This is a genomic window from Virgisporangium aliadipatigenens (assembly GCF_016863615.1).
GTDB classification, from domain to species: domain Bacteria; phylum Actinomycetota; class Actinomycetes; order Mycobacteriales; family Micromonosporaceae; genus Virgisporangium; species Virgisporangium aliadipatigenens.
Genome location: NZ_BOPF01000010.1, coordinates 271956 through 284504 on the forward strand (window position 1 = coordinate 271956; position 12549 = coordinate 284504).

The 12549-nt window shown below is 71.4% G+C and carries 10 protein-coding genes; 7 read left to right on the plus strand and 3 right to left on the minus strand.

Going from position 1 to position 12549, the window contains the following annotated elements:
- Nucleotides 1-70 precede the first annotated feature (70 nt).
- From Val02_RS17040 to Val02_RS17050, 3 genes are read right to left on the minus strand one after another with little or no spacing between them, the layout of a single operon-like run.
- Nucleotides 71-1060 carry a carbohydrate ABC transporter permease gene (locus Val02_RS17040; protein WP_203900038.1) on the minus strand — a complete coding sequence of 330 codons (990 nt, stop codon included), beginning with the start codon at nt 1058-1060 and terminating at the stop codon, nt 71-73.
- Nucleotides 1061-1062: 2 nt separating this feature from the next.
- A complete protein-coding gene (locus Val02_RS17045; RefSeq protein WP_203900039.1) occupies nt 1063-2361 on the minus strand; it encodes an ABC transporter substrate-binding protein in 1299 nt (432 codons plus the stop codon).
- Between the two features lie 6 nt (nt 2362-2367).
- A complete protein-coding gene (locus Val02_RS17050) occupies nt 2368-3402 on the minus strand; it encodes a LacI family DNA-binding transcriptional regulator (RefSeq protein WP_203900040.1) in 1035 nt (344 codons plus the stop codon).
- Nucleotides 3403-3609: 207 nt separating this feature from the next.
- On the opposite strand from Val02_RS17050, the gene Val02_RS17055 reads away from it, so the two are divergent.
- The 7 genes from Val02_RS17055 to Val02_RS17085 all read left to right on the plus strand — a co-directional run bounded on the left by Val02_RS17055 (nt 3610) and on the right by Val02_RS17085 (nt 12529).
- The gene (locus Val02_RS17055) at nt 3610-4944 is read left to right on the plus strand and encodes a Gfo/Idh/MocA family protein (RefSeq protein WP_203900041.1); all 1335 of its coding nucleotides are present in this window, start codon (nt 3610-3612) and stop codon (nt 4942-4944) included.
- Between the two features lie 71 nt (nt 4945-5015).
- Entirely contained in the window at nt 5016-6407 is a 1392-nt protein-coding gene (gene uxaC, locus Val02_RS17060) for a glucuronate isomerase (RefSeq protein WP_239153072.1), read from the plus strand.
- Entirely contained in the window at nt 6404-7687 is a 1284-nt protein-coding gene (locus Val02_RS17065) for an enolase C-terminal domain-like protein (protein ID WP_203900043.1), read from the plus strand. Before uxaC ends, Val02_RS17065 begins: the two co-directional genes overlap by 4 nt.
- Nucleotides 7678-9087, plus strand: a complete 1410-nt coding sequence (locus Val02_RS17070; RefSeq protein ID WP_203900044.1) for a mannitol dehydrogenase family protein — start codon at nt 7678-7680, stop codon at nt 9085-9087. The genes Val02_RS17065 and Val02_RS17070 overlap by 10 nt, the downstream gene beginning before the upstream one ends.
- A complete protein-coding gene (locus Val02_RS17075; RefSeq protein WP_203900045.1) occupies nt 9080-10258 on the plus strand; it encodes a Gfo/Idh/MocA family protein in 1179 nt (392 codons plus the stop codon). The genes Val02_RS17070 and Val02_RS17075 overlap by 8 nt, the downstream gene beginning before the upstream one ends.
- Entirely contained in the window at nt 10248-11189 is a 942-nt protein-coding gene (locus Val02_RS17080; RefSeq protein ID WP_239153051.1) for a sugar kinase, read from the plus strand. The genes Val02_RS17075 and Val02_RS17080 overlap by 11 nt, the downstream gene beginning before the upstream one ends.
- Nucleotides 11190-11203: 14 nt before the next feature.
- The gene (locus Val02_RS17085; protein ID WP_203900046.1) at nt 11204-12529 is read left to right on the plus strand and encodes a pectate lyase family protein; all 1326 of its coding nucleotides are present in this window, start codon (nt 11204-11206) and stop codon (nt 12527-12529) included.
- The last annotated feature ends 20 nt before the right edge of the window (nt 12530-12549 follow it).

Consider the following 12549-nt stretch of genomic DNA (forward strand, 5'->3'; position numbering starts at 1 on the left):
CAGATCAGCGGATACAGCACGATCCCGAGGAGAACGAGCAGGACGGCCAGCCGCCCGGCGGACTTGACGTTCACGAGTTGTCGTCCCCGTCCGAGTAGTGGACCCAGAACCGGCCGGTGCTGAAGAGCACGACGGTGATGACACCGATGAAGACGAGGAACACCCACGCCATCGCGGAGGCGTAGCCCATCTCGTAGTCGGTGAAGCCCTTGATGTAGAGGTTCAGCGTGTACATGAGGGTCGAGTCGACCGGCCCACCGGTCCCGCCGCTCAGCACGAACGCGGACGTGAAGCCCTGGAAGCCGTTGATGGTCTCCAGCACCAGGTTGAAGAAGATGACCGGCGACAGCATCGGCAGCGTGATGCTGAGGAACTTGCGCACCGGCCCGGCGCCGTCGACCGAGGCCGCCTCGTAGAGTTCCGTCGGGACCTGCTTGAGGCCGGCCAAGAAGATCACCATCGGCGCCCCGAACTGCCAGATGGCGAGCACCATCAGGGTTTCCAGCGCCCAGTCGGGATCGTTGGCCCACGGCTCGCCCTCGATGCCGAACAGGCCGAGGAAGCCGTTGAACGCGCCGTCGCGGTTGAAGATGTTCAGCCACACGATCGCGAGGGCCACACTGCCGCCGAGCAGTGACGGCAGGTAGAACAGTCCGCGGAAGAGCCCCACGCCGCGCCGTTCCCGATTGAGCAGAAGAGCGACGCCCAGGGCGGCCGCGAGCTTCAGCGGAACGGCGATCAGCGCGAACGTCGCGGTCACCTGCACGGCGTGCCAGTACGACGGGTCGTCGCCGAACATCCGCCGGTAGTTCGCCAGCCCGACCCATTCGATCTCGGACCAGGTGGAGAGGATGTCGTAGTCGGTGAAGCTCAGGTACAGCGACATGAGCATCGGGATCGCCGTGATGCCCATCAGCCCGAGCAGCCACGGCGAGAGGAAGATGTAGCCGGCGAGGCCCTCGCGGGTCCGGTCGGGCCGGAGCCCCCGCCGGTGGGCGGAGACTCCGGCTTTCGGCCGATCCGGTCCGGGACGCGGCCGGGTGGTGGTTGTCGACGCCATTACTACTTGATCGCCGCCTTGGCCGCGTTGAAGAACGCCTCGGCCGCCGCCGCCGGGGTGGCCCGGCCGTACTGCGCGCTCTCCGCCGCCTTGATCAGCTCGGATCGCACGGTGCTGTGGCCCTTCGGCGGCACCTGGGGCGCCTTGCCGAACTTGGTGCCGAGGTCCGTCTCCACCTGGATGGACAGCTTCATGTTCGGGTCGGTGACCGCCTCGGCGACGGACTTGCGGGTGTCCAGGTTCGACGGCAGGCCGCGTTCGGTGCCGAGCAGCTTGCCGGCCTCCGGGTCGTTCGCGAGGAAGTTGATGACGTCGACCGCGACGTCCTTGTGCTTACTGCCCCGGAACACCGAGAAGTACATCGACGCGCGGGCCCACTGCGCGCTGGGGTCACCGGGGTAGGCGATGACACCGAGGCTGTCCTTGGTGTTCTTCGCCAGTTCGGGCATCTGGTTGACCCACACCCAGGAGGTGAGCGCCTTGTTGGTCACCACGAGCTGCTTGGTGATGTCGGTGGCGTTGCCCTCGTGGATGATGTCGGCTGACGGGGTGACCTTGCGGTCGCGCGCGCCCTTCCACAGTTCGAACCACTTCTGCACGTCGTCCTTGGTGAAGCCGAGGTCGGTGCCCTTGTAGAGGTCCTTGCCCTGCTGGCGCAGCCACACCCAGAACGCCTTGTAGTCGGCGCTCGGGTCCTGCGTGCCGGCGACCTTCGTCGCGGTGCCGGCCTGCTCGGCCCAGCTGATGAAGGCCTCCCAGCTCATGCCGGTGGTCGGCTCGGGCACGTTGGCCGCCTGCAGCTTGGTCCTGTTGTAGACCAGGCCCTGCGTGTTCTCACCGAACGCGAGTCCGGCGAGCTTTCCGTCCACCTCGCCGTACTTCCACAGGCTCTCCGGGAACTTGCTGACGTCGAGCTTGCCCGACTCCCGGTACTTCGTCAGGTCGAGCGTGGCGCCCCGGGAGGCGTACTCGGTGAGGAAGTTGTCGTCGATCTGGAAGATGTCCGGCGCGTCGTTGCCGGCCGTCAGCGTCGCGAGCTTGTCGAAGTAGCCCTGGTTGGCCTGCCACGTCTTCTTGAAGGTGACGTTCGGGTGCTTCTTCGTGTACAGGGCGAGCGCGTCCTCGGTGAGCTTGGCGCGCGCGTCGCCGCCCCACCAGAAGATGCTCAGCTCGACGGGCCCGTCGGAGTCGGAGGAGGAGTCGTCGTCACCACCACAGCCGGCCAGGGCCAGCGGTAAGGCGATGAGTGCGGCGGTCACGACACGGAGAAACCGCCTACGGGGGTGGAGAGCGGGGTGCATGGGAATTCACTCCTTGAGAGACCCGACCGGGGTGGCGGACGGGGGGCGCGACGCCGCGGTACGGCGCGGTGCCGGGCCGGTTGAATCACGAACGACCAGTTCGGTCTGGAGCGTTACCTGCGCGGTGGTGCGGCGGTCGTCGTCGGGTTGCAGCAGCATGTCGACGGCCGCCCGACCCGCGGCCGCCGTGGGAGTGGCGACCGTGGTCAGCTTGGGGCGGATCAGGCGGCTCAGCGCGATGTCGTCGATCCCGATGACGCTGAGCTGCTCGGGAACCTTGACGGCGCGGTCGTGCAGCCCTTCGAGCAGGCCGATCGCCATCAGGTCGTTGTAGGTCAGCACGCCCGTGGCCCCGCTGCGCAGCACCTGCTCGGCGGCGCCGACGCCGGCCGTCTCGGTCGGCTGGTGCGGGCCGAGCACGGTCAGGTTGGCGCCGAGCGCGCGGGCCGTGGCGGTGGCGGCGCGGCGCAGCTCCCGGTTGGTCCACGAGCCGCGCGGGCCGGCGAGGTATGCGACGTGGCGGTGGCCGAGCCCGACGAGGTGCTCGATCGCCGCCTTGGCGCCCTGTGCCACGTCCATGACGACCGCCGGGATGCCCTCGACGAGCCGGTTGACCACCACCAGCGGCACCTCGCGGCGCAACTGCTCGATGTGGTCGTTGCTCATCCGGGGGCTGCACAGGAGCACGCCGTCGACCTGCTTGGCGAGCGCCTGGACCAGTTCCTCCTCGACCAGGGCGTCCTCGTTGGTGTCGGCCACGAACACGTGATAGTCGCGCTGGCGGGCCTGGGACTCGGCCGCCTTGATGAGGGGCGGGAAGAACGGGTTGGCGATGTCGGCGACGATCAGGCCGAGATTGTGGGTGCGGCCGGTGATCAGTGCCCGGGCCGCCCGGTTGGGTCGGTAGCCCAGGCTCTCGGCGGTGGACAGCACGCGCGTGCGGGTCTCCGGGTTGACGAGGTGCGGCGCGGAGAACGTGCGCGACACCGTCGACACGTGGACGCCGGACGCCCTCGCGACATCCCGGATGGTGACCGGCACCTTTGCCCCCGCTCTGCGTGATCTTGTGACCTGGGTCTCGACAGTGGAGCCATTAATGCAAACGGTTGCGGTGGTGTCAACGGCGCTGAAACCAGGTTTGCGCTTTCCTGCCGAGCAATCTCGGGTAAACCGGACAAGGCGTTGACGGGCCTTGGTCTCTCCGCGATAGTTCGCTGCAAACGTTTGCTTAGCCAGAGAGGTTCATGGATGCGTCGGCGTTACGCGATCGTGGGGACCGGGGCACGTGCCGAGCTGTTCGTCCGGGCCCTCGCGGTCGAGCACGCCGACACCGCCGAACTCGTCGGGATGGCCGACCCCAACCCGGCCCGGCTGGCGCTCTACCGCGCCAGGCTCGCCGAGTGGGGCGCACCCGAGGTGCCGGTGTACCCGGCGGCGGAGTTCGCCACGATGCTCGACAAGGAGCGGGTCGACGTCGCCGTGGTCACCACGGTCGACCGCTACCACGACGAGTACGTGGTGGCCGCCCTGAACGCCGGCTGCGACGCCATCACCGAGAAGCCGATGACCGTCGACGCGCCGAAGTGCCGGCGCATCCTCGACGCCGTCCGCGACACCGGCCGCCACGTGGGCGTCACGTTCAACTACCGGTACAACCCCCTGCACGAGGCGGTGCGGCGGGTGCTCGCCGACGGCGAGATCGGCCAGGTGGGCTCGGTCCACTTCGAATGGCTCCTCGACGTGCGCCACGGCGCCGACTACTTCCGCCGCTGGCACCGCGACAAGGCCAACTCCGGCGGGCTGCTGGTGCACAAGGCCAGCCACCACTTCGACCTGGTGAACTGGTGGCTCGGCGACGACCCGGTCGACGTGTACGCCGCCGGCCGGCTGTTCTTCTACGGCCCCGAGGGCGGCGCCCGGCACGGCTACGCACGCACCTACGCGCGGGCCCACGGGGCGGCCGCCGCGGTGGGCGACCCGTTCGCGCTGAGCCTGGCGGACAACCCCCGGCTGCGTGAGCTGTACCTCGACGCCGAGTCGCACGACGGCTACCACCGCGACCAGAACGTCTTCGCACCCGGCGTCAGCATCGAGGATGATCTGGCGGTGCTGGTCCGCTACACGAGCGGCGCGTCGATGACGTACCACCTCACCGCGTACGCACCCTGGGAGGGCTACCGGGTGATGTTCAACGGAAGCAAGGGCCGGCTCGAACTGGAGGTCGTCGAGAGCGACCATGTTTCTCCCGAAGCGGCCGGTGGCGTGAAAGGTTCACCGGTGCACGGCGTCGAGGCCGCGCCGGAACGGGGGAGGGCGAGCCTGGTGGTGCGGCCGTTCTGGGCGCCGCCGCGTGCGGTCCCCGTCGACGGGTACGTCCGGCACGGGCACGGCGGTGCCGACGCGCGGATGCTCACCGACCTGCTCTCGCCACGCGGCGGCCCCGACGCGTTGGGCCGGGCCGCCACCGCCAAGGACGGCGCGCGGGCCCTGCTGGTCGGACTCGCCGCCAACGAATCCCTCTCCACCGGCCGCCCCGTGCGGGTCGCCGACCTGTTGGACCTGACCGAGGAGCCGTCCCGTTGACCGATCGTGCCGCCAACGACACACTCCGGCCCGCGAGCGGTGCCGGGCGCCCCGGAGCGGTCGCTGATCAGCTGTTCCCCGCCGAGCCCGGCGTCCGCGCCATCGCCCGCGAGCTGTACGGCCACGCCAAGGACCTGCCGTTGATCAGCCCGCACGGGCACGTCGATCCGGCGATCCTGGCCGAGGACCTGCCGTTCCCGGATCCGGCGCGGCTGATCGTGGTGCCCGATCACTACATCACCCGGATGCTCGCCAGCCAGGGTGTGCCGCCGGCCGACCTGGGGGTGCCGAGCCTCGACGGGACCCCGGTGGAGTCCGACGGGCGGGTCATCTGGCGGCGGCTGGCCGAGCACTGGTACCTGTTCCGCGGCACGCCGTCGCGGCTGTGGACCGAACGGGTCTTCCGCGAGGTGTTCGGGGTGGAGACGCCGTTCGGGCCGGCAACCGCGGATCTCGTGTACGACGCGATCGCCGCCCGGCTCCAGGAGCCGGAGTTCCGGCCGCGGGCGCTGTTCGGGCGCTTCAACCTGGAGGTGCTGGCCACGACCGAGGGGCCGCTGTCGGACCTGTCGCCGCACGCGAAGCTGGCCGCCGACGGGTGGGGCGGGCCGGGCGGCCGGGTCATCACGACGTTCCGCCCCGACGACCTGGTCGACGTCGAGTGGCCGGGCTGGGCCGACCGGGTGCGGCAGCTCGGCTCGCTGACCGGCCGCGACGTCTCCTCCTACGCCGGCTTCCTCGACGCGCTGCGGGTGCGCCGCGAGGCCTTCCTCGCCGCCGGGGCCACCTGCTCGGACCACGGGCACCCGACCGCGCACACCGGGTGGGTGTCCGATGTGGACGCGCTGTATCGGGCGGCCCTGGGCGGGAGCACCGAGCGGGCCGAGGAGTTCCGCGGGCACATGCTCATGGAGTTCGCCCGGATGTCCACAGAGGACGGTCTGGTGATGCAGCTGCATCCCGGCGCCGACCGCAACCACAACAAGGCCCTGTTCGCCAGGCACGGGCGCGACGTCGGCGGCGACATCCCCACCGCCACCGACTACGTGCGTGGGCTGCGGCCGCTGCTCGACGAGTTCGGGACCGACCCCCGGTTCCGGATCGTGCTGTACACGCTGGACGAGACGACGTTCACCCGCGAACTGGCACCGCTGGCCGGCGGCTACCCGGCCGTCTTCCTCGGTGCGCCGTGGTGGTTCCTGGACAGCCCCGAGGGGCTGCGGCGCTTCCGCGAGACGGTCACCGAGACGGCCGGCTTCTACAACACCTCCGGGTTCGTCGACGACACCCGGGCGTTCTGCTCCATCCCGGTGCGCCACGACGTCGCGCGGCGCATCGACGCCGGGTTCCTCGCCCGGCTGGTCGCCGAGGGGCGGCTGCCGCTCGACGAGGCCGCCGAGACCATCGCCGACCTCGCGTACCACCTACCCAGGAAAGTCTTCCGCTTGGAGAAGAACTCATGAGGATCGTCGCCGTCGACGTCCACGACGTCCGGTTCCCCACCGCCGCCGCGGGGGACGGGTCCGATGCCATCAACCGGGGTGATTACTCGGCCACGTACGTGCGGGTGCGCACCGACTCCGGCCCGACCGGTTCGGGGCTGACGTTCACCAACGGGCGCGGCAACGAGATCACCTGCGCGGCCGTGCGCGCCCTCGCCCACCACGTCGTCGGCCGTGACCTCGACGACCTGGCCGCCCACCAGGTCGAGTTCTGGCGCAGCATCACCGCCGACCCGCAGCTGCGCTGGATCGGACCGGAGAAGGGCGTCATCGCGATGGCGGCCGGCGCGCTCGTGAACGCCGTCTGGGACCTGCGCGCCCGGGTCGCCGGCAAGCCGATGTGGCGCTTCCTCGCCGAGCTGACCGCCGAGGAACTCGTCGCGTCGATCGACTTCCACCACATCACCGACGCCATCACCCCCGAGGAGGCGCTGGCCCTGCTGGAGAAGCAGGCCGCCGGCTACGAGGAACGCCTGGCTCTCCTGGAGAAGGACGGCTTCCCCTCGTACACCACGAGCGTCGGCTGGCTCGGCTACCCCGACGAGAAGGTGCGGGAGCTGACCCGCACGGCCGTCGCCGAGGGCTGGCGGGCGGTGAAGATGAAGGTGGGCGGGCCGATCGCGGACGACGTCCGCAGGGCGGAGATCATCCGTTCGGAGATCGGGCCGGACGCCCTTCTCATGATGGATGCCAACCAGGTGTGGGACGTCGACGAGGCGATCGCCAACATGGCCCGGCTGCGGCCGTTCGACCCGTACTGGATCGAGGAACCGACGCACGCGGACGACGTGCTGGGCCACGCCCGCATCGCGCGTAACGTAGCGCCGATCCGCGTCGCCACCGGCGAGGTCGCCGCCAACCGGGTCATCTTCAAGCAGCTGCTGCAGGCCGACGCGATCGGCGTGTGCCAGGTCGACGCCTGCCGGGTCGCCGGGGTCAACGAGGTGCTGTCGATCCTGCTGCTGGCCGCGAAGTACGGCGTTCCGGTGTGCCCGCACGCCGGCGGGGTCGGGCTGTGCGAGTACGTGCAGCACCTCGCGATCTTCGACTTCCTGCGGGTCGGCGGTTCGCTCGACGGGCGGATGGTGGAGTACGTCGACCACCTGCACGAGCACTTCACCGACCCGGTGCGCACCAGGAACGGCCGATATCTCCTGCCCACGAGACCGGGCTACAGCGTCGAGCTGAAGCCGGAGTCGATCAAGCAGTTCAGCTTCCCGGACGGGCCGGCATGGGCCTGAGCCTGTCCACACTGGACACCGTGCCCCGGGAGAGCCGGCCGCCGGCCCTTCCGGGAGACCTCACGCCGGGGATCGTCCACATCGGACTCGGCGCCTTCCACCGGGCGCACCAGGCGGTCTACACCCAGGCGGCGGGCGGCTGGGGGATCGTCGGCGTGGCGCCGCGCTCCCGCGACGTGCTGGACCGGCTGCGCGCCCAGGACGGGCTGTACAGCGTCGTCACCGTCGACGGCGACGGTTCCCGCGCCGACGTGATCGGTGTCCACTGTGGACTGCTGCACGGCGGTTCCGACCCGGACGCCGTGGTGGCCGCGATCGCCGACCCGCGCACCCGCGTGGTGACGCTGACCGTGACGGAGAAGGGCTACCGGCTCGACGCGGCCGGCAACCTGACCGTCGACGAGGGGCTGCGCGCCGAGCTGACCGGCGCCGCGCCACCGCTGTCGACGCCCGGGGCCCTGGTGCGCGGCCTGCTCGCGCGCGAGGCGGCCGGTGCCGGGCCGCTCGCCGTGCTCTGCAGCGACAACATGCGCGGCAACGGCGCGCGGCTGCGCGGCATGGTGACGCAGGCGCTGGGCGTGGCCGGACGCGGGGTGCCGGCGGGCATCTCGTTCCCCTCGGCGATGGTCGACCGGATCGTGCCCGCCACCACGTCGCGCACGCTGGACCTCGCCCACACGGCGCTCGGTGTCCCGGACGCCGCCCCGGTCACCGCCGAGCCGTTCATGCAGTGGGTGATCGAGGACGACTTCCCGGGCGGGCGGCCGCGGTGGGAACGCGCCGGTGCCATCCTCACCGACGACGTCGCCCCGTGGGAGAGCATGAAGCTGCGCGTGCTCCTCGGCGTCCACAGTGGACTCGCCTACCTCGGGGCGCTCGCCGGGGTCGAGACCATCGACCGGGCGCTCTCCCTGCCGGGCATGGTCGATCTGATGGAACGCCTCATCCGCGACGACATCGCCCCCACCGTGACCCCGCCGCCGGGGGTGACCGTGGTCGGGTACGGTGCCCAGGCGCTGCACCGCTTCGCGAACCCGGCGCTCGGCCACCGCACGCTCCAGGTGGCGATGGACGGCACGCAGAAGCTGCCGTACCGCCTCGTGGAGACCATTGTGGACGGTCGCCGGGCGGGCCTACCGATGGAGCTGGCGGCCCTGGTGCTCGCGGCGTGGATGCGCTTCACCCGCGGCACGGCCGACGACGGCAGCCCGCTCCCGCTGAACGACCCGCTGGCCGACCGGCTCCGCGGCGGGTCCACCGTGGACGAACTGCTCGCGATCGAGGAGGTCTTCCCGCCGGTGCTGCGGGAGGATCGGGAGTACGTCGCGCGGGTCGAACACTGGCTCGGCGCCCTGGAGAGCGGCGGCGCCGCCGACACGGTCAAGGCCGGCCATGGCTGAGCGGGTAGCGCTGGTCGGAGCGCTCGGGCACGGCCTGTGGCACCGGCGGGTCATCGAACGCCTGCGCGCGGCCGGCCGGGTCGAGCCCGTGGCGTTCTGCGACCGGCAGCCGTTGACCGACGCGGAGGACGCGCCGCTGCGCGACGTGCCCGTCTTCGACGATCACCGCCGGATGCTCGCCGCCACCAGGCCGGACGTCGTGGTCGTCTGCACGCCGCCGCACACCCACCTGCCGATCGCGCTCGACGTCGTCCACAGCGGCGCGGATCTCCTGCTCGAGAAGCCGCCGCTGGCCTCGTTGGCGGAGCACCGCCGGCTGACCGCCGAACTGCGCACCACCGGCCGCACCGCTCAGGTGGGCTTCCAGGCACTCGGTTCGCACGCGCTGCAACGCCTCTCCGCCGCGATCGCCGACGGCGAACTCGGCGACCTGTCCCGGCTCGGCGCGGTCGGCGCCTGGTGGCGGCCGGACGCCTACTTCACCCGTGCGCCCTGGGCCGGCAAGCGGTTCCTGGACGGGCGGCCGGTGATCGACGGTGCGCTGGTGAACCCGTTCGCGCACGCGCTCATGCAGGCCCTCGTGCTCGCCGGGCCGGCGGCGACCGCCCCGATGAGGCTCGAACTGGAGCGCTACCGCTCGCGTGCGATCGAGACCGACGACACGACGTTCGCGCGGGTGACGTTCGCCAGCGGCGTGGAACTGGTCGTCGCGGTCACGCTCGACTCCAGCGTCTTCCTGCCGGGCGAGATCGTCGTGACGGGCCACCGCCGCACGGCCGTGCTGGAGTACCCGACGGATCGCCTGCAACTGCCCGGCGACGACGAACCCGTGCACGTCCCCGGCCGCGACGGTCTCCTGGAGAACCTGCTCGACCACCGCGCCGACCCGGCGGTGGCGCTGATCGCGCCGCTGAGCCGCACGGCCGTGTTCACCACGCTGCTGGAGGCGATCGTCTCCGCGCCGGAGCCGGCCCGCATCCCGGCGCGGCACCTGCGGCCGCATCCGGACGGCGGCGGTTCGGCGGTCGAGGGGATCGACCGGCTGGTCCGGAAGGTTGTCACGCGACACCGTTTGCCGAGCGAGCTGAACGTCTCCTGGGCGGCCGCTCCGCACCGGGTCGTGCTGGACCGGTGGCGGCCGATAGTAGGGAGCGAATCTCGTGCGGGCTGACGTGCCGGGCCTCGATGTGGTGTGCGTGGGCGAGAGCATGGTGGTGCTGACGCCCGAGCCGCTCGGTTCGCTGCGCGGCGCCGAGACGTTGCGGCGCGGGCTCGGCGGCGCGGAGTCCAATGTGGCCGGTTACCTCGCCCCGCTCGGCGTGCGCGTGGCGTGGGCGGGCCGGGTCGGCGCGGACCCGTTCGGGGCGTTCGTGCACGAGAGCATCGCCGCCTCCGGTGTGGACTGCCGTTGGGTGGTCACGGATCCGGAGGCCCCGACCGGCATCTACTTCAAGGACCCCGGCCGCGGTGTCCACTACTACCGCAGGGGTTCGGCCGCCTCCCGCCTCGGCCCTCCACTGTGGAACGTCATCAGCGCGGGCACACCCCGCTGGGTGCACCTGACCGGCATCACGCCCGCCCTGTCGGACTCGTGCCGCAGCCTCGTCGAGACGGCCCTGCACCGGCGTGCGGTGCCGGGTGCGGCGGTCTCCTTCGACGTGAACTACCGCCCCGCGCTCTGGTCCCCGGACACCGCCGCCCCGGTGCTGCGCGACCTGGCCTCCCGCGCCGATCTGGTGCTCGTGGGCCTGGACGAGGCGCAGGCGCTGTGGGGCTGTGCGACGGCCGAGGACGTGCGCGCACTGCTGCCCGAGCCGCCGACCCTGGTGGTCAAGGACGGGGCGGTCGGCGCGACGGCCTTCGACGCCGGGGGCCCCACGTTCGTCCCGGCGAACGCCGTCGACGTGGTCGAACCGGTCGGCGCCGGCGACGCGTTCGCGGCCGGGTATCTCTTCGGCACCCTGCGGAACGTCCCGCAGGAGGCGCGGCTGCGGCTGGGGCACGCCCTCGCCGGGGTCGCGCTGCGCACCACGGGCGACGTCGGCGCCGCCCCGCCGGCCGACGCCCTGCTGGCCGCGGCCGGCATCTCCACCCCCTCCTAAGCCCAGGAGTTTCCATGCGCCTGCGCATCCCCCTCGCCATCGCATTGGCCGCCGCTCTCTTACCTGCCCTGCCGGCCTCGGCCGCCGCCGACACCCCGAGCGCCGCCGCCCTGGCGCTCGCCCGCCAGACGCTGCCCGCCAACGACGGCTGGGCCTCGTCCGGAACGGGCACCACCGGTGGCGCCGCCGCCACACCCGACCGGATCTCGGTCGTGCGCACCCGCGACGAACTCGTCGCCGCCCTCGACGCCACCTCGACCGTGCCGCGCATCGTGTTCGTCGCCGGCACCGTCAACGCCAACGTCGACGCCGCCAACAAGCCGCTGACCTGCGCCGACTACGCGGATCCGGAGTACAGCCTCGACGCGTACCTGGCCGCCTACGACCCGGCGGTGTGGGGCCGCGCGACGCGCCCGTCCGGCCCGCTGGAGGAGGCGCGGGTGCGTTCGGCCCGCAACCAGAGCGCGCGCGTGCAGCTCAAGGTCGGCGCCAACACGACGATCGTGGGCCTGCGCAACGCCCGCATCATCGGCGGCAACCTGCTGGTCGACCGGGTCGATAACGTGATCATCCGGAACCTGACCGTCGAGGACTCCGCGGACTGCTTCCCCGCGTGGGACCCGACCGACGGCGCGGCGGGGAACTGGAACTCCCTCTACGACACCGTCACGCTCACCGGCGCCACGCACGTGTGGGTCGATCACAGCACGTTCAGCGACGGGAACAACCGGGACGCGAACCAGCCGCTGCACTTCGGCCGGCCGTACCAGGCGCACGACGGGGCGCTGGACGTGATCCGGGCGTCGGACCTGGTCACGATCTCGTACAACACCTTCCAGGAGCACGACAAGACGATGCTCATCGGCTCCACGAACACGGTCGGGGCCGACGTCGGCAAGCTGCGCGTCACGCTGCACCACAACCGGTTCGCGAACGTGGGCCAGCGGGCGCCCCGGATCCGCTTCGGGCAGGTCGACCTCTACAACAACTACTTCTACGCCACCGACGAGGACGACTACTCGTACTCCTGGGGCATCGGGGTCTACTCGGCCCTCTACGCCGAGAACAACTTCGTGCTGCGCAGCGCCGACCTCGCTCTGGACGAGTTCGTGTACGACTGGGGCGGAACGGCGTTCACCGAGATCGGCACCTGGAGCACGATCGGCACGCAGCGGCCCACGGCCGTCAGCCTGCGCGCGGCGTACAACGCCACCCACGACCCGGACCTGGGCGGGGACGCCGGGTGGGTGCCGGTCCTGCGGGCGGGGCCGGTCCTGCCGGCGACCGAGGTGCCCGCCGCGGTGACCGCATCGGCCGGCGCCGGAAAGATCCGAATCTAAGGCAAAGTTCGAAACTATCG